At 48.6% G+C, this 16,082-nt stretch carries 19 protein-coding genes; 11 read left to right on the top strand and 8 right to left on the bottom strand.

The genetic code is table 11. The features are described from left to right. Positions 1–200 precede the first annotated feature (200 nt). The gene (locus ACTQ34_RS15875) at positions 201–404 is read right to left on the bottom strand and encodes a helix-turn-helix domain-containing protein (protein WP_441364637.1); all 204 of its coding nucleotides are present in this window, start codon (positions 402–404) and stop codon (positions 201–203) included. A 242-nt stretch (positions 405–646) separates the two neighbouring features. Then, positions 647–862, bottom strand: a complete 216-nt coding sequence (locus ACTQ34_RS15870; RefSeq protein ID WP_441364636.1) for a helix-turn-helix domain-containing protein — start codon at positions 860–862, stop codon at positions 647–649. Between the two features lie 117 nt (positions 863–979). Between ACTQ34_RS15870 and ACTQ34_RS15865 the strand changes: the two genes are divergently transcribed. Further along, positions 980–1,942 (top strand): DNA/RNA non-specific endonuclease, encoded by a 963-nt coding sequence (locus tag ACTQ34_RS15865; protein WP_441364635.1) that lies wholly within the window; start codon positions 980–982, stop codon positions 1,940–1,942. Between the two features lie 41 nt (positions 1,943–1,983). Here the strand turns inward: ACTQ34_RS15865 and ACTQ34_RS15860 are convergent, their stop codons facing one another. Beyond that, positions 1,984–2,115, bottom strand: coding sequence for a hypothetical protein (locus ACTQ34_RS15860; protein WP_441364634.1), 132 nt, complete (start codon positions 2,113–2,115; stop codon positions 1,984–1,986). 785 nt (positions 2,116–2,900) lie between these two features. Here ACTQ34_RS15860 and ACTQ34_RS15855 point away from each other — a divergent pair. Both ACTQ34_RS15855 and ACTQ34_RS15850 read left to right on the top strand, forming a co-directional pair. Further along, positions 2,901–3,920 carry a hypothetical protein gene (locus ACTQ34_RS15855; RefSeq protein WP_441364633.1) on the top strand — a complete coding sequence of 340 codons (1,020 nt, stop codon included), beginning with the start codon at positions 2,901–2,903 and terminating at the stop codon, positions 3,918–3,920. Positions 3,921–4,242: 322 nt separating this feature from the next. Further along, on the top strand, positions 4,243–4,509 hold the full coding sequence (locus tag ACTQ34_RS15850) for a type II toxin-antitoxin system Phd/YefM family antitoxin (RefSeq protein ID WP_441364632.1): 267 nt from the start codon (positions 4,243–4,245) through the stop codon (positions 4,507–4,509). A gap of 314 nt (positions 4,510–4,823) precedes the next feature. Here the strand turns inward: ACTQ34_RS15850 and ACTQ34_RS15845 are convergent, their stop codons facing one another. Both ACTQ34_RS15845 and ACTQ34_RS15840 read right to left on the bottom strand, forming a co-directional pair. Continuing rightward, on the bottom strand, positions 4,824–5,450 hold the full coding sequence (locus tag ACTQ34_RS15845; RefSeq protein ID WP_441364631.1) for a hypothetical protein: 627 nt from the start codon (positions 5,448–5,450) through the stop codon (positions 4,824–4,826). Between the two features lie 449 nt (positions 5,451–5,899). Further along, complete coding sequence (locus ACTQ34_RS15840; protein WP_441364640.1) at positions 5,900–6,574, bottom strand: alpha/beta hydrolase; 675 nt, start codon at positions 6,572–6,574, stop codon at positions 5,900–5,902. 227 nt (positions 6,575–6,801) lie between these two features. On the opposite strand from ACTQ34_RS15840, the gene ACTQ34_RS15835 reads away from it, so the two are divergent. From ACTQ34_RS15835 to ACTQ34_RS15805, 7 genes are all read left to right on the top strand, one after another. Next, on the top strand, positions 6,802–9,957 hold the full coding sequence (locus tag ACTQ34_RS15835) for a DUF3427 domain-containing protein (protein WP_441364630.1): 3,156 nt from the start codon (positions 6,802–6,804) through the stop codon (positions 9,955–9,957). After that, complete coding sequence (locus tag ACTQ34_RS15830; RefSeq protein WP_441364629.1) at positions 9,958–10,353, top strand: (deoxy)nucleoside triphosphate pyrophosphohydrolase; 396 nt, start codon at positions 9,958–9,960, stop codon at positions 10,351–10,353. Between the two features lie 60 nt (positions 10,354–10,413). Next, positions 10,414–10,947 (top strand): GDSL-type esterase/lipase family protein, encoded by a 534-nt coding sequence (locus tag ACTQ34_RS15825; RefSeq protein WP_441364628.1) that lies wholly within the window; start codon positions 10,414–10,416, stop codon positions 10,945–10,947. After that, positions 10,944–11,327: a rhodanese-like domain-containing protein gene (locus ACTQ34_RS15820; protein ID WP_441364627.1), complete on the top strand. Its 384-nt coding sequence runs from the start codon at positions 10,944–10,946 to the stop codon at positions 11,325–11,327. The genes ACTQ34_RS15825 and ACTQ34_RS15820 overlap by 4 nt, the downstream gene beginning before the upstream one ends. 177 nt (positions 11,328–11,504) lie before the next feature. Further along, on the top strand, positions 11,505–11,948 hold the full coding sequence (locus ACTQ34_RS15815; RefSeq protein ID WP_441364626.1) for a GNAT family N-acetyltransferase: 444 nt from the start codon (positions 11,505–11,507) through the stop codon (positions 11,946–11,948). A gap of 280 nt (positions 11,949–12,228) precedes the next feature. Continuing rightward, positions 12,229–12,495 carry a hypothetical protein gene (locus ACTQ34_RS15810; RefSeq protein ID WP_441364639.1) on the top strand — a complete coding sequence of 89 codons (267 nt, stop codon included), beginning with the start codon at positions 12,229–12,231 and terminating at the stop codon, positions 12,493–12,495. Positions 12,496–12,538: 43 nt separating this feature from the next. Further along, positions 12,539–13,390, top strand: a complete 852-nt coding sequence (locus tag ACTQ34_RS15805; RefSeq protein ID WP_441364638.1) for an IS3 family transposase — start codon at positions 12,539–12,541, stop codon at positions 13,388–13,390. A 60-nt stretch (positions 13,391–13,450) separates the two neighbouring features. Here the strand turns inward: ACTQ34_RS15805 and ACTQ34_RS15800 are convergent, their stop codons facing one another. The 3 genes from ACTQ34_RS15800 to ACTQ34_RS15790 all read right to left on the bottom strand — a co-directional run bounded on the left by ACTQ34_RS15800 (position 13,451) and on the right by ACTQ34_RS15790 (position 15,498). After that, positions 13,451–14,173: an alpha/beta fold hydrolase gene (locus ACTQ34_RS15800; RefSeq protein WP_441364625.1), complete on the bottom strand. Its 723-nt coding sequence runs from the start codon at positions 14,171–14,173 to the stop codon at positions 13,451–13,453. A gap of 11 nt (positions 14,174–14,184) precedes the next feature. Continuing rightward, positions 14,185–14,925, bottom strand: a complete 741-nt coding sequence (locus ACTQ34_RS15795) for an EFR1 family ferrodoxin (RefSeq protein ID WP_441364624.1) — start codon at positions 14,923–14,925, stop codon at positions 14,185–14,187. A 321-nt stretch (positions 14,926–15,246) separates the two neighbouring features. Next, positions 15,247–15,498, bottom strand: coding sequence for a hypothetical protein (locus ACTQ34_RS15790; RefSeq protein ID WP_373165103.1), 252 nt, complete (start codon positions 15,496–15,498; stop codon positions 15,247–15,249). 101 nt (positions 15,499–15,599) lie between these two features. Here ACTQ34_RS15790 and ACTQ34_RS15785 point away from each other — a divergent pair, with 101 nt between their 5' ends. Beyond that, the gene (locus tag ACTQ34_RS15785) at positions 15,600–15,821 is read left to right on the top strand and encodes a helix-turn-helix domain-containing protein (protein ID WP_373165104.1); all 222 of its coding nucleotides are present in this window, start codon (positions 15,600–15,602) and stop codon (positions 15,819–15,821) included. Positions 15,822–16,082: the final 261 nt, after the last annotated feature.

Genomic DNA, 16,082 nt, shown 5'->3' with positions numbered 1-16,082 from the left:
CATCCCGATCCATTTTTCCTCGTTCCAGCATTGCTCTCACCACCTATTCCTATTTTACCGCGCTCAAACGAAAAAGCCCAGCTTTTGCTGGACTTTTTCGACAGACTGAAATCCGGCCTTGAAAGGCCGGATTTTGCTTTTGTAATTAGATGCTGAGGTTATCCCATAAGAGCGTAATTGGCGGCTTGGCAGAGAGCTATTCACTGCTCCGGCAGGTATTCGACGATATCTGTCAAATCACAATCCAACACCTTACACAACGCGTCCAGCGTATTGGTGGATACGGACTCACCGGCTTTCAATCGACGAATGGTGGAACTGCTGATGCCGCCCATGATTTGCAATGTATAGGTAGTTGCGCCACGATGCTCCATCGTTTTCCACAACGGTGCATAGGAGATCACTGAGCAGTCCCCTTTCTCTCACTTGATATATCTCTATTATTGCCTATAATAGTGATATAGTGTTATGGGCAATATTGCCTATACAGAGTGAAAAGGGAAACCGTATAAAAGCTTTAACAAGACGGGCGCTATTGCTGATTTTCGCATTTGGGGTCGCAATGCCATGTTACCTTCTGGTGGAATGGTCATTGATGATTCGAGGCATACAGAAAATGCTCTATAAAAAATGACGAAAATCCACTTTATCGTGTTTTTTCGTCATTTTCTTCTATATATTGCATGATATCTTCAACATGACAGTCCAGCAACCTGCAAAGCAGATCAATGGTTTTGGTGGATACGCTTTTGCCGCATTTCATCGAATAGTAGGTCGCACGGTTGAAGCCCATTTTTTGTAGCTTATACGATGTGATTCCTTTTTCTTTCATGGTTCTGAAAAGCGGCTCATAGCTGATCATTTCAAGGCCTCCGGAACGATTCTTATTTCCGTGTATCGCGTTTTCCACAATGCGCTCAGATCTGTATCAATTTATGGGTATAACACAGCAGTCATATCAGCAGAAAGCGGGGTTTGTATGAAGCAGAAAATCGAGCGATGGGGTATATTACTGGTCTGGGTACTTCTGATCCTGTCCGGATGCAAAGCAGATCTCGCGCAAGCGAGCAGTAGCCCCGACACAGTCAGCGGAACAACCGAGCAGACACCGAACAGCAGCGTATTCCAAGCGACCTTGCCCGAAGACAACCCACAACTGCAATGGGAAATCCCGCAGTATGCAGGCGTGCCCTATACCGAGATCCATAACAATATCCCCTTTTTCACAGACGACGAGATCGCCGACCAATCCTTCGAGACGTACAGCCCGCTAGATGCACTGGGTCGTTGCGGTACGGTGTTTGCTGGCGTGGGACAAGATCTGATGCCGACCGAAGAGCGTGATAGCATCGGACAAGTAAAGCCGAGCGGTTGGCATCTGGTCAAATACGACTGCGTAGACGGCAAATATCTATATAATCGCTGTCACCTGATCGGATACCAACTAACCGCTGAAAACGCGAATGAACGCAATCTGATCACTGGTACGCGGTATCTGAACATCGAGGGGATGCTGCCGTTTGAAAATCAGGTGGCAGACTATGTGCAGCAGACGGGCAACCATGTGCTCTATCGGGTGACACCGGTTTTCGAGGGCGATAACCTGCTGGCAAGCGGTGTTCTTATGGAGGGATATTCGGTCGAGGACAGCGGTGCAGGGATTTGCTTTTGTGTCTATGCCTTCAATGTCCAGCCCGGCGTGCAAATCAACTATGCCACCGGGGAAAGTGCATTGGCAGATGCAGCCCCTTCTGAGCCGACCATACAAGCACCGCCCGAGGAGGAGTCAAGCTATGTGCTCAATCACAACACGCGCAAATTCCATCGGCCGAGCTGCTCCAGTGTGGAGGATATCAAGCCATCCAACCGGGAGGATTACTTCGGTTCACGAGAAGCACTGATCGAAAAGGGCTATGTGCCGTGTAAAAGATGCAGACCTTGATTGCGCCGTCCGGGACAAAAGCGCTCTTTCTGTGTGCCAAGTTATTCGGACATTTTCTTGTAGTCCTGCGCATAATCCTCCAAAATATCGTTCGTATCGGTCAGCATCTGTTCCCGTGTCATGGCAGGCGACGGAGTATCCAGTCTGACCGGAAACGTCATGTTGGTATCCATCTGTCACACCTCTTTACATTGTAAGTATAGTGTTTGTTATGTGGAGTGTAAATGTTTCGGTGTATTGTCAGTGCCTGTAAAACCAGCGGAACCTCAACCGACCAAAGTAATCATGGAATTTGACAACTTTCATATTCCCATGTTATGATGCCTATGTAATATAAAAGCGAACATAAAAAAGGATAAGAAAAGTAATTAAATCTGCCACACACTTACTCTTTCTATGAGGTAAGTGTGTTTTTTTATATCATTTTTAACGGAGCATTTTCAATATAAGGAGAGAAAGATCAATAAAAAATTTTTCAAGAATTTTTTTGCTTGCCAAGGACATCTGTTTTTTCATTAAAAAAGACCTATCTGTCTCGCGTCAAAAGCTGTGTTTTCCGTGTCCTAGCCCTGTCCCAAAATTCCTGTTTTCACTTCCTATACTGCGAAGCAGCCGATTTTAGGCTGACGGATCGCACCTTATCTAACCACCATATAACCAGATGAAAATTTATTCTGTCAGTTTATCCACCCAGTGGGAGGATGCGGCAAGGGTCATATAGAAAGATGCGTTTCTTTCTGCAATCCCCAAACCGACGCCCACGCCAGACTTTTCCCCGCGCATCGGCATCGCTGGTTTCGTCCATGTGTACATGCCGGTTGATTGTTTCAACAGCAAGGCATCGGCAGCTATACCACGGGATGCGTTTCCCATGACGGCTGTTTGCAGGCACCTACAAGGGTGAGATGCCACCGTTCCCCTATCCGCCCCCGACCATCAGAGAAAGGATTCTGATTTTATGAATATCGCACAAGTTGTTCCCACTCGTTTTGCACAGGCCTGTGAACAAAAGCTGTTATCCAGTCTCGGTAAGGGTATCAGCAAGCATAGCGAACGCGCACGCAACATTGCAGCAGGAAGCGAGCGCATGTCCAGCGATTTGCTGCATTCCGATGACACGATCAACAGCTATGCCAACTGTCTGACACAGTATGCACGCTGGATAAAAGAAAATCATCCTGATTGCCATCGTCTTCAAATTGCAAAGAAGCGGCATTATGACCATGAATTTATCCAGCATCTGATCAACACGCATGCCTATGCACCTACCACCATCAAGCAGTATGCGGCTGCTCTTGCTTTCGTGCATGGCTGTACGATGAATCAGGTACACAACGCCCGTCCGACCGTTCGTGCGGAAGATGCTACGCGCAGTCGCAGCTACACAGAAGAGAAGTTTAACCGTCAGTTGCAGTACCGTCTGCAACACGGTCCTGTTTGCGTGGCAGCAATCATGCAGATTTGTCGTGCTACCGGATTGCGCCGCGACGAAGCAGAGCAGGTGTGTCCGTCCAATTTTCACTTTACCGGAACGCACTATGTCTGCCATCTGTCCGGCAATCCCGACCATCTGAAATTCCCGGGTGAAAAGACCGTTTGGACTAAGGGCGGCCGTATGCGTACCATCGAGATCCTGCCCAAGTACAATGATGTTGTGCACCGAATTTTGTCCTTCTGCGATCCGGATGAAAAGATCTGCCCGAAGATTCCAGATCGCATCGATGTCCACGGTATCCGCAGCATGTATGCCTGTGAGCTATATCTGGCGTTTGCCCGTCCAATCGATACGATAAAACCTTCGGACCGCACAATGGAGCATGACAAATCCCGCCCTACCCGGTACCGTGACAGGCAGGGCTATGTTTGGGATCGAGCTGCACTTCTGCGTGTTTCTTCGTCTCTGGGTCATAACCGCTCGGAAGTCGTTGTGCGGCACTATTTGTGGCGTCTGCGGCAGGAGAAATCTAAGATTTCATGATTTTTTTCTTTTCCGCTTTCTACGGTCTTTGCAATTTTTCCCACCGACCTGTTATTTCAAATAACACACTCCATGGGTCTAAAATTGCACCGTATTCCTTGCAATATACCAAGTGATTATTTTCGTCTATAACATATGTTGTTTCTTTGCATCGGCATATTCTCCGGCGGTCACGCTCGATGATTGCCGGGAAGATATGACATACTCCCACAGCTTACGCAGTAGGCTTTCTCAGCCGCGCTCTAAAAAAACAGTATGATTGACGATCGGTATGAATTATTTTATGATTAGGACATAATAAGTACCGATTGGAGTGAGGACAATGATGATACGGTCTGCAACTGCATTGCGCAATGATTATGATGGTATGGTAAAACTGTCGAAGGAAAAACAGGAGCCGATCTTCCTGACTCGCAATGGAGACGGCGAAATGGTATTTGTCCCATTAGAAGTATGGGAAAAGCGGGAAGCGGAGCTGAATCTATTGGCAGAAATGCTTCGCCGCGAACAAAACCGGATGGCTGGTGCAAAGACCTATTCCATGTCTGAGATGGAAGCGGATGTGGAGGCACTGTTGCATAAGGATTGAGTGGCTCAACTAGGCGCACAATGAGTTTCGGGAGTTTGTGACATACTACGTGACACAGGTGGGAAATCCTCACGCTGAAAAATTACCAAAGAAAATTTTGCGAGCGGTCGCGCAGCTGGCGGACTTTCCCGAGATGGGCGTGTTAAAATATGATACGCTGATGGGAAAATAGGGATTCCGTGCGTTGTTCATCGCACAGTATGTTTGTGTGTATAAACTCGAGAATGATACCGTACAGACAGGTGCATGTCGAAGAAATGAAAAATTCTGCAGCAGGCCTTTCTCCATAACGCTCTCTCCAGTCTCGGGTACGATTACCGTATTCGGTTCTCTTCTGCCAAAAAGTCCAGCTCAATATACTCCAGCGCTTCAATCAGAATTTTATATGGAGGATCAAAATATAGAGCGCACAGGACACGAACCATTTGAATCAAACAGTAGACAGACACCGCGATGGCTACGATAAAAGTCACTTCTATTGGATCGTTGTGTTCTAAGGCATACGTTAAAAACGGAACACTTGAAGCAGCCACCACAACGGACCATAGCTTTTGCAGATTGAAGCTCGGCTGTTCGCACATTTCTTCCTTATATTTTTTTATGAGGTGCTGCACCATCAGCAAAGAATATGAATTGTAGTCAGCATGATATTTCTTCAAAATCGATTCCATGATTCTTTTATGATTTATTTCACTGTCTATCACTGGATTTTGTTTGCGGAACAGAAAGCTCATCCCTATTATGACAACAATGTATATCGTAAAAGCAAGTGGATATCGAATAAAGTCGATATCCATAAATGATATAAAAGTGAAAGATGAAAAGATAATCGCTGTCAATAGGGCTATAATATACTGCTTATAAAGATGACTCTTAGAAGGCATTTTTTCTTTAAATTCCTTCGCTACCCTATATGGCTCCAGAGGCTTATAGGTTTTCATTTCGATTCCTCCTTAAAATACGTAGATGGTTTGATAGAGTTGTTTTCTGTCTTTCATTTGCTATACTAGATCTGTGCCGGGAGCTCCTATCGCTTCGCTCAGGGGAACCATCCCCCTGTCCGCTTCGCTCCAGGGGGGATGGTATATATATTATATATGTGTTTTATTTTGGCACAAGGAAAATAGCAATTAAATGTCTGGCAGTTATCTTTTCTTGAAATAGTATGAAAAGTTAGGTATTCCAGAAAAATACAAGTTTTTCGTGTTCTGGAGTGCCATTTTGATACAGCCAAAATGATTTTTTTCACTGTTTCCAAGTGCTCCGGCGCTGTTTGGGTTTGAGGTATCGTACCTCTGGCAAAGATTGAATACAAGTCATTTCTGTCCCTCAGGCGTATCGGTTTTTCGAACGCCTAATCAAAGAATACAGTCTGACGAGAGGAGTTACCTCACCTGCTCAGGAGCCAACAAAGGCCTGCAACTGTGCGTTCCACGGCTTGGTTATAGTGATTGCCTGGATTCAGCTGGAACACTGTGTCAATGCCCTTGCCACGATAGAAGGCGTGAATCTCCTCTGTGTTCTGTCGAACACTTCGCAGAACCGGGTTTCGGGTTTTGCTTTCCTTGTCACCTAGGGAGAAATACATGCAGTCCGGCCAGTGCTTTGGCTCATGGGAGAAGATATACTCCTTCATTCCGGGAAACCAGAGAGAGCCGGACATGCTGCCCACACGGGAAAACAGGTCTGTGTGGTAGATGCCGTACAGCGCAAACAGCCCTGCCAGAGAGTACCCAGCGATCCCTCGCCAATAAGGGACTCCGCCAATCTCTTTCTCTGCCGTTGGGATAATCTCCTCAGTCAGGAGCCGCAAATAGTCATCTGCACCACCGGTGCAGGGCTCAGCATTTTTAAAAGCAGGTGGGCTGTCCCAGGGTGTCATGTCATGGTTCCAGTCTAAATCGCTGATGGTCACCAAAGTGAACGGCGGGCAGCCGGCAGTCTGCGTGGCCTCGTATACCTTCTGTCCTTCACCAGAGAAGGTGTTGAGGTAGATAATAGGTGCGTTTCCTTCAAAATTTGTGAAAATGGATATTGTTTTTCCCTTTGTTGAGAAAGTGTACATAGTTTGAATCATCCGCTTTCTATTTTGATAGGGAGCAGTACACAGGAAAGTCCTGTTTATTGGATAAAAATTGTGCGAAACTATTTCAAAATAATGGTGAACGCATTGTCGACAAAGCCGGATGGTTTTGTTGATATTTGCCAATAAGTCCTTGTCGGATTTTGGAATTCCAGTTATACTAAGTACAATATACATCCATAAAGAGAAGATAGGAAGAGTGAAATATAATGCTGTCTCCTGGCCTTTATGAACAAGTCATCAATACTGCCCTGAACCGCGAGCTTTCGAAAATCCCAGATGCCCGCAAATCGGTTGTGCCCATTGATAAGGCGGAGGCCTCCAAGGTGTTGGCACAGTATCTGGCGGATGTGGTGCAAAAGGGCCTAGAGAATGTGATAGATAACGGCGGGGACATCTCCAAGCAGATTGGCCTCGCCAACAAGATTGTAGATCTCATCCAGAACATAACTGAGGAAGCTGACTTTGCTACGCTGAGTGTCGATCAGAAGGCAGAGCAGCTTCTTGCGCTTTTGCGGGAGCAGGACCCTAGGCTGGCCGTTGGCAAAACGGCTGCTGTGTTGCCTCGACCAGAGACCTCCATTGCCCAGAGTAGCTTATTCACCGGGGCCATCCATGAGCCCCAGATGTACACGGAGCTCAAAAAGGAGATCGTCTCCGCCGACCGCATCGACATGCTTGTGTCCTTTATCAAGTGGAGCGGCCTGCGGCTCCTAATAGATGAGCTGCGGGAGTTTACCCAGAATGACGGCGAGCTGCGGATTATCACCACCTCCTATATGGGGGCCACCGATGTGAAGGCCATTGAGGAACTGCGCAAGCTGCTCAACACCAGAATCAAGGTCAGCTACGACACCAAACGTACCCGCCTCCACGCCAAGACCTACGTTTTTTACCGGGATACCGGTTTCACTACCGCCTATGTAGGCTCTTCTAACCTATCTAACGCCGCTATCTCCAGCGGTCTGGAATGGAATGTAAAAGTCACTCGCCGGGATTTGCCTGAGACCATCGACAAGATTGCCGCCACCTTCGAGAGCTACTGGAACTCCAGCGAGTTTGAGTACTACTCTGAGGGCCAGAAAGAGCGGCTGGCCCGGGCACTGAAGGCAGAAAAATACTTCGACGCCAACAACGCCGAAGTGTATACCATGGATATTGCGCCCTACTCCTATCAGCAGGAGATTTTGGACAAGCTGGAGGCGGAGCGCACCGTCCGAGGCTATACCCGCAACCTGGTAGTGGCCGCCACCGGCACCGGGAAAACAGTGATCTCCGCTCTGGACTATAAGCGTTTTTGTAAGCAGCATCCAGGTGAGCCCTGCAGGCTGCTCTTTGTGGCACACCGGGAGGAGATTTTGCGGCAGAGTCTGTACACCTTCCGGGCAGTTTTGAAAGACGCCAACTTCGGGGAACTGTTTGTAGGCAGCTACCGACCGGAAAGCATTGACCATCTGTTTTTGTCCATTCAGACCTTCAATTCTCAGAATTTTGCCGGCAAAACTGCTCTGGATTTATACGACTATATTGTTGTGGACGAGTTCCACCATGCGGTAGCGCCCACCTATCAGAAGCTATTGACCTACTATCAGCCCAAAATCTTGTTGGGTCTGACTGCCACCCCGGAGCGTATGGACGGCAAGAGCGTACTGCCCTATTTTAGCAACCGAATTGCCGCGGAAATCCGGCTGCCGGAGGCCATTGACCGCAAGCTGTTATGTCCCTTCCAGTATTTTGGCGTCACCGACACGGTGGATCTGAACACGTTGAGATGGAGCGCCGGCGGCTATGACAAAAATGAGCTTTCCAATCTCTATACCCTCAGCGGTGCCGTGGCCAGCCGCCGTGCTGATCTGGTAGTGTCCTCGCTTCTGAAGTATGTGACTGATATTGATGAGGTCAAAGGGCTGGGCTTCTGCGTGTCCATTGAGCATGCAGAGTTTATGTGCCACTATTTTAACGACCACGGGATTTCGTCCATCTTTCTGACGGGAAAATCCACCGATGAGGAGAGAAAAACCGCCAAAGGACGGCTGGTCAGCGGAGAGGTGCGTTTTATCTTTGTGGTGGACATCTATAATGAGGGCGTAGACATACCGGAGGTCAACACGGTGCTATTCCTGCGGCCCACGGAATCCTTGACGATTTTCCTTCAGCAGCTGGGCCGTGGTCTGCGGCTTGCGGAAGATAAGGAATGCCTGACTGTGCTGGACTTTATCGGTCAGGCCAACAAGCGGTATAACTTTGAGGATAAGTTCGCTGCCCTGTTATCCAATACCATCCGCAGCGTGACCCGGGAGATCAAGGACGGATTTGTCTCCGCACCCAAAGGCTGCTACATACAGCTGGAAAAGAAAGCTGCCAAGTATATTCTGGATAACATTCGTGCTTCCTATGGCAATACCGCCGGGCTGGTGTCTCGGGTGGCCAGCTTTACCGAAGATAGCGGATTGAAGCTGACCCTGGCAAATTTTCTGGACTATTACCATCTGGACCCCAGGGCAATTTACAAGTTTTCGTCCTTCTCCCGCATTTGTGCCCGGGCGGATGCAATTGAGGACTTTAATGAACCGCTGGAGGATGTACTTACAAAAGCCTTTGGTCGGTTGGCCGTTGTGGACTCCCGGCGCTGGATACGTTTTTTGCTGGACCTGCTGCCCCATCTGGACGATGTGGACTTCACGGCGCTGAGTGAACTGGAACAGCGGATGCTCCAGATGTTCTATGTGACCGTTTGGGGCAAGGCGGCAGAGAGTTGGGAATCCGATGAGGTGCTGGGCAACCTGCATTCCCTCTCGGATAGTCCCGTGCTGCTGGGTGAGCTTTTGGATCTGCTCCGCTATCGGTATGAGCAGATCGACTTCATTGACGAGCCGGTGGACCTGGGCTTTGACTGCCCACTGGACCTCCATTGTACCTATACCCGTGATCAACTGCTGGTGGCGTTGGATTTCTTGAAACCGGCGACGGTGCGCGAGGGCGTCAAGTGGCTGCGAGAGAAGCAACTGGATGTGTTCTTTGTGACGCTGAATAAGGCCGATAAGGACTACTCACCTACCACCATGTATAACGACTACTCCATCAATGAGAGCCTGTTTCACTGGCAAAGCCAGAGCACCACGGCGGCGGATTCGCCAACCGGACAACGGTACATCCATCATCGGGAGCGTGGGAGTAAGGTGCTGCTGTTTGTACGGGAGTTTAAGGCGGACCGGATCACAGGTAGTGCAGCAGCCTATACTTTCTTAGGAACGGCGAATTATGTAAAGCATGACGGAAGTAGGCCCATGAATATCACCTGGCGGCTGGATCGACCGATTCCGGCGAAGTTTTTGAAGAAGACAAATAAATTGGTGGTGGGATAAATGACTGAAGTAGTAGCGGCCCTGATCTGGGATCAGGACAAGTTTATGATTTGCCAGCGCCCGGCGCATAAGGCCAGAGGGTTGCTGTGGGAGTTTGTTGGCGGTAAGGTAGAGCCAGGAGAAACCAAAGAACAGGCACTTATTCGCGAATGTCAGGAGGAGTTGGCTATCACTCTGGATGTGGGTGAGGTGTTCATGGATGTGGTTCACGAATACCCTGATTTGACGGTCCATCTGACGCTGTTTCATGCTACTATTCGGGAGGGTATTCCCCAGAAAATGGAGCATAATGACATCCGTTGGATCACGGTAAATGAGATTGATCAGTATGAGTTCTGCCCGGCAGATGAGGAAATCCTAACAAGACTAAAACGATTGAGTGGGAAGAAAAATTAGATAGAAGATTTATTGACTACACTGGGAAACACGAGAATACAGCGAAAGGAAAAGCACGGGATGAAGATCATTTGTTTCGGCGATTCCAACACCTACGGCTATGACCCCCGGGGCTATTTCGGCGGACGTTATGACGCAGAAAGCCGGTGGGTGGATATCTTAGCTGCGGAAACCGGCTGGATCGTTTGCAACATGGGGCAGAATGGCCGGGAGATCCCTTCTGCCGTTCCTGCCTTCCCTGCTGATACAGATCTGCTGATCGTCATGCTGGGAACCAACGATCTGCTCCAGGGGTGTAGTCCTGAGCAGGCCGCTGAGAGATTGGAGCGGTTCCTCTTAGACATCTCTCTGGCCCGAAGCAAGATCCTGCTGATTGCCCCACCACCGATGACTCTGGGCGAGTGGGTACCCAGCCAGCAGCTCATTGATGATTCCCATACCTTTGCCCAGCTCTGTCAGCGCTTGGCAAAGCAACTGGATATTCGATTTGCCGATGCTGGAAAGTGGGATATCTCCTTGGCCTATGACGGCGTACATTTCACGGAGCAGGGCCAAAAAACCTTTGCTGCCAGACTTCTGGAGGAACTCAAATGAAACGAATTGCAATTTTACTTTCTTCTCTGCTATTGCTGTTGACTGGATGCGGTGGGAATGACGCAAACGGCTCTTATGAGCAGATCACTCAGGAAGAAGCCAAAGAAATGATGGACACCGAGGAGGTCATCATCCTGGATGTGCGGGAGCAGGACGAATACGACAGCGGACACATTCCCGGTGCTGTCTTGCTGCCGGTGGGTACCATCGATGAGGATACTGCCGCTGAGGTGATCCCGGAAAAGGACGCCACGGTGCTGGTCTACTGCCGCAGTGGAAACCGTAGTAAGACGGCATCTTCCACACTGGCCGAACTGGGCTACACCAACATCTATGAATTCGGCGGTATCAACACTTGGCCCTATGAGACGGAATCGTAAGGCAAACATTATAAAATTTATATCGCCTAATCAAAGAATACGGAACTGACCGGTTGGTCAGATAATACAACAACTGTGTGTCATGTTTCTTTCTCAGGAACTTCCGCTGAAGCTGGTTGGAACGGAATCATACAACGGAGTCGTGAATTTGGTATACGAAAGGCGGTGACGGCAGATATGAAAATCCGGGAAGTCATTGATCACAAAAAGGCGTATGTCGATTTGTTGCTGCTGGCGGATGAACAGGAGGATATGATCGACCGTTATCTGGAGCGTGGGACCATGTATGTGCTGGAGGATGATGGGGTCAAGGCTGAATGTGTGGTAACGGACGAGGGCGGCGGCATTCTGGAACTGAAAAACATTGCCGTAGCGCCGGACTGTCAGGGCAAGGGATACGGAAAAGCTTTGGTGAACTTCCTTGTCCGAACTTACAGGGCGCAGTATACGGTGCTGCAGGTTGGCACCGGAGACAGCCCGTCCACTATCCCGTTTTATAAATCCTGCGGCTTTCGCAGGCACCATCTGGTCAAGAACTTTTTTACTGACCACTACGACCACCCCATCTACGAGTGCGGGGTGCAGCTGGTGGATATGGTGTACCTGCAAAGAGAGCTATGAAAAGCGGAGCGCCCATGTTGATATGTACCCCCTTTACTGGACACCCAGTAGAGGGGGTATTATTATGCGGTACACATATGAGTATAAAAAGAAATGTGTAGAACTGTATTGAGAAGGAAAATGGCCAGAAACGCCAGAAGGTATTAGGGATAAATCTTTTCGAGATAAAGTGAGACTATGGGTAAGAACAGAGGATAGCCGCGGTCCAGAAGCACTGAAACACAAAAATTTCAACAGGAACTGGACACCAGAAGAACGGCTAGAACTAGTATCCCAAGTAATGTCCGGGAAATCCTGTGTGTCAGTGGCAATCGAGGCCGGTATTCAAGATAGACTATTGTATCAATGGGTTCAAAAATATAAAACAAAGGGGTATAATGGCCTGGTAGAAATGAAAAAAGGTGGTCCAAGTAAAGGGGTACCCCACATGAAAAAAGAAGAAGCAAAGCCACTTAATGAATCTGAACGAGAAGAATTGATCCGGCTTCGGGCAGAAAACAAGTATATAAAGGCGGAGAATGAAGTCATAAAAAAGAGATCGCCTTGAGAGAAGAGAAGCACGCAGCGCAACTCAAGGCGAGAAAGCAGCGATCATCAAAGAGCTGCGCGAAAAAGGATACCAATTGAAATATCTGTTGAAGTCTATGCAGATGGCACGGTCTACCTATTATTTTGAGTTGAGCAAGGCCGATCAAGTTGCTGTTCGAAACCATTGCTTGGCAGATGAAATCAAGGACATTTTCTCACAGCATAAAGGTCGCTACGGTGTGCGAAGAGTATATCAGGAACTTATAAAGCGTGGCCACAAGGTTAATCATAAGCGGGTACAACGGCTTATGCACACTATGGGGTTGGCAGGAAAGCACCCAAAGGAAAAGTATCATTCCTACAAAGGCGAGGTCGGCAAGGTTGCGGAGAATATCCTTGACCGAGATTTCAGCACGACAGCTCCTATGCAAAAATGGACTACCGATGTATCTCAGTTCGTTTTTTCGTGGGGGAAGTGCTATCTCTCTCCCATACTCGACATGAACACAAACGAAATCATTTCTTATGATTTATCTCAAAGTGCCAATATGGAACAGATCCAGAGAATGTTGGCCGGTGCCTTTGCGAAGTTTCCCTCTGTAGATGGCCTGATTTTTCACTCTGATCAAGGGTGGCAGTACCAGCACGTGTACTTCAGGCAGGCACTTAAAGATCACAAAATCATTCAATCTATGTCAAGGAAGGGTAACTGTTACGACAATTGCATCATGGAGACCTTCTTTGGACGGATGAAAAACGAGATGTTCTACGGGCATGAAAAAGAGTATTCCTCTTTTGAAACGTTTGCTAAGGCTGTTGACGGCTACATAAATTACTACAACAACGAAAGAATCCAAGCGAAAACAAAATGGATGCCTCCCGCAAAATTCAGAGAGGCATCCATGTGCTCCTAATTCAATTTTTAATGTGTCCAGAATCCTGGGTACATATCAATGTGAGCGCTCCGCTTTCTGTCAGTTATCCCTTTGCGCCAGAAAAGCTTCGATGGCCTCTACGGTCTGAGCCTGCTGTTCCTCGGCGGAGATGGTGGCGGGGAGATCTCCCTTCTGGGGGCCGTAGTTGCCGAACTGGGCGTGGTTGCCGCCCTCGATCTCCACAATGTTCTCCGTATAGTCGATTTTGTCCTCCACACTCTGGTTGAGGGAGCCGTAGATGGTCAGGGTGTTCTCATCCGGATAGTCACCATAAATGTAAGCACCCATCAAAATCAGGCCGTCCATCAGATCGGGATGTTCCGAGGCAAACTTGGAGGCCATGCCGCCGCCCATGGAGTGTCCCGCTATGTACCAATGCTGGTACTCCGGGAACTGGGCAATGACTTCTTCTGCCGCATTGGCATCAAAAATCGCCATGTGGAACGGCATATGCACCAGAATACAGGTTACTCCCGTCTGCCGGATCTGATCCAGGAGGGGCAGATAGGCTTCTGCCTCCACTTTGGCACCGGGATAGAAGATCATGGCAGTGTCGGTGGGATAGCTTGGGGACAGGATGGTCAGATTGTTCTGCACTTCGATGGTGCTGTCCTGGGACATTACCTCCAGAGCCACATCTTCCGCCCGGTAATAATCGGACACATACCAGAAAAACGCACCCACCAGAATAGCCAGTATCAGAACAAGGATTCCACCGGCGAAAAGCCATTTTTTGCGCCGGGACATTGGAGTTTTGTTCATAGCGGCACACCTCATTGTTCGTCCTGAGGCAGATACTCTTGGATGGTGTAGCGCCGCCGCCCAGCTGTGGATTTTCCGTATTGGATGGCCTGCTGGGGACATTCGTTGATGCAGCGCAGGCACTGGAAGCACTGTGCCGCCCAGACGGGTTTACCGTCTCGGAGGGTAATGGCACGGGCTGGACAGTTTTTCATGCACAGGCCGCAGCCGTTGCAGCTATCCTCGGCAAAGAAGGGCTTGGCGCTTCGGGCAAATTTATTGAACCCGAAGTTGGCAAGATGGGACTTCACCCCGGCCAGACCACCCTCATGGACACGGTACACCGGCTCCTGCTGCTGGATCTCCTGAGCTATCCGTTTCAGTTCCGCACGGGCAGCGGTGATCTTTTGGCGGATTTCACGCTCGTTGTCGGTATCGGAGCCGATGATGTAGTTGTTGGGCATCACCAGACTGTAACTGCTGCTGAGGGGATACACCTTGGAAAAATGCTTCATGGCAAGGCCGGCGTCTCCACCGCAGGTGCATACGCCGAAGGTGAACGACTGGGTCTTGGGCAGCTTTTTCGCAAATTTCGCCATGATCTCCGGTGCGCCCCAGGCGTAGACCGGAAAGACAAACCCGATCTGCCCGGCGCTGTCCAGATCCGGCAGCTGATTCAGGTTGGTGATATCATAGGCCTTATCCCCGGTGAGTCGGGCCAGCTGCCGGGCCGCCCACGCCGAGTTTCCTGTTCCGGAAAAATAGAAAATCATCGTTTATGCTCGCTTTCTTGGTTTATTATGCAATTAGTATCAGCATAGCAAAGAATCTCCACATCTGCAAGCGTTCATACAAGCATTGTGCTGCTGTGTCAACCGGAACAGAGATGATCAAGGAAACATTTGCACCAAGCCCAATACCCACTGTAGCCGCTCCACAAATAGCGCTTATGGAGCCGAAAGAACCGGAGGTATCGCTGACAACAGAACGGGAGCAAGTTGAGGAAATAATATCAGTTTTTAACAAGCAATCGGCAAAGATAACCGCCCGCTGAATTCCGAAGATATTCAGCGAGCGGTTACTTGTCTGTAGAGTCATCCAAAATCATGCCGATTGCCGCCGCCGGAACCTAGCTCTTCAAAGGTACAGACGATTTCCTCGATTTGCTGAAAGCATTCGCTGTCCGCCAATGCGTCATCCTCCAGGATGGCTTTAATTTTGCCCAGAGCCTTGTAGCATTCCAGTTCCACAATCTTTGCTACGTCTGTATTGATAAGTTCTGGGAAGGAAACCTGAATTTTTTCGTTTGCAAACACATGACAAAGGATCTCCTGATACAGCTCCATACAACCACCGCCTTAGTACTTATAAGTTCTATAATCAACATTCTAATGAAAATCTGCGGTATCGTCAATAGTATTAATCAGTACTAAAGGCGGTGGGCGGTATGTTATTTCAACGACTGAGAGATTTGCGGGAAGACCGGGATCTGCGGCAGGAGGATGTGGCGAAAATTTTAGGAATCAGCCAGACGGTGTATTCCCGCTACGAGCGTGGGTTTCAAACCATTCCTGTAATTCATCTTCTAAAATTGGCGGACTACTATAAGGTCTCCACCGATTATATTCTGGGACGAACCAACAATAGTAAACCGTATGATGTAAAATAGATTTTTCAATCAAGAAAATTGATAAAAGAAGAAAAACCACCCGAAAAGGCGGTTTTATGACCGAAAATGGTCCGAGTATTATTAAATGGTTTCGGAAAATCAAGATACAAAAATGATTCGGGTACAGGCAATCAGTATTTCGATTTATAGTGGAAATGTCAAGAAATGTGCAGTCTGGAAACACCCAAAATCTGAAAAGCATGGTAATACAGCGCAGTTTTCCGAAGTGGAGCGTAGCGGAACGCAGGAAAACTGCGGCAG

This window comes from Agathobaculum sp. LCP25S3_E8 (genome assembly GCF_052117165.1).
GTDB lineage: Bacteria > Bacillota > Clostridia > Oscillospirales > Butyricicoccaceae > Agathobaculum.
This window is presented reverse-complemented; position numbering and strand designations above follow the sequence as displayed.

Excerpts from the sequence above, each read along its gene's own strand:
- ACTQ34_RS15785 (WP_373165104.1), top strand. The coding sequence starts at position 15,600 with ATGTTATTTCAACGACTGAGAGATTTGCGGGAAGACCGGGATCTGCGG.
- ACTQ34_RS15825 (WP_441364628.1), top strand. The coding sequence starts at position 10,414 with ATGAAGATCATTTGTTTCGGCGATTCCAACACCTACGGCTATGACCCC.
- ACTQ34_RS15870 (WP_441364636.1), bottom strand. The coding sequence starts at position 862 with ATGATCAGCTATGAGCCGCTTTTCAGAACCATGAAAGAAAAAGGAATC.
- ACTQ34_RS15850 (WP_441364632.1), top strand. The coding sequence starts at position 4,243 with ATGATGATACGGTCTGCAACTGCATTGCGCAATGATTATGATGGTATG.
- ACTQ34_RS15860 (WP_441364634.1), bottom strand. The coding sequence starts at position 2,115 with ATGGATACCAACATGACGTTTCCGGTCAGACTGGATACTCCGTCGCCT.
- ACTQ34_RS15810 (WP_441364639.1), top strand. The coding sequence starts at position 12,229 with ATGTCCGGGAAATCCTGTGTGTCAGTGGCAATCGAGGCCGGTATTCAA.
- ACTQ34_RS15800 (WP_441364625.1), bottom strand. The coding sequence starts at position 14,173 with ATGAACAAAACTCCAATGTCCCGGCGCAAAAAATGGCTTTTCGCCGGT.
- ACTQ34_RS15840 (WP_441364640.1), bottom strand. The coding sequence starts at position 6,574 with ATGTACACTTTCTCAACAAAGGGAAAAACAATATCCATTTTCACAAAT.
- ACTQ34_RS15835 (WP_441364630.1), top strand. The coding sequence starts at position 6,802 with ATGCTGTCTCCTGGCCTTTATGAACAAGTCATCAATACTGCCCTGAAC.
- ACTQ34_RS15795 (WP_441364624.1), bottom strand. The coding sequence starts at position 14,925 with ATGATTTTCTATTTTTCCGGAACAGGAAACTCGGCGTGGGCGGCCCGG.
- ACTQ34_RS15855 (WP_441364633.1), top strand. The coding sequence starts at position 2,901 with ATGAATATCGCACAAGTTGTTCCCACTCGTTTTGCACAGGCCTGTGAA.
- ACTQ34_RS15820 (WP_441364627.1), top strand. The coding sequence starts at position 10,944 with ATGAAACGAATTGCAATTTTACTTTCTTCTCTGCTATTGCTGTTGACT.
- ACTQ34_RS15865 (WP_441364635.1), top strand. The coding sequence starts at position 980 with ATGAAGCAGAAAATCGAGCGATGGGGTATATTACTGGTCTGGGTACTT.
- ACTQ34_RS15845 (WP_441364631.1), bottom strand. The coding sequence starts at position 5,450 with ATGAAAACCTATAAGCCTCTGGAGCCATATAGGGTAGCGAAGGAATTT.
- ACTQ34_RS15790 (WP_373165103.1), bottom strand. The coding sequence starts at position 15,498 with ATGGAGCTGTATCAGGAGATCCTTTGTCATGTGTTTGCAAACGAAAAA.
- ACTQ34_RS15815 (WP_441364626.1), top strand. The coding sequence starts at position 11,505 with ATGAAAATCCGGGAAGTCATTGATCACAAAAAGGCGTATGTCGATTTG.
- ACTQ34_RS15830 (WP_441364629.1), top strand. The coding sequence starts at position 9,958 with ATGACTGAAGTAGTAGCGGCCCTGATCTGGGATCAGGACAAGTTTATG.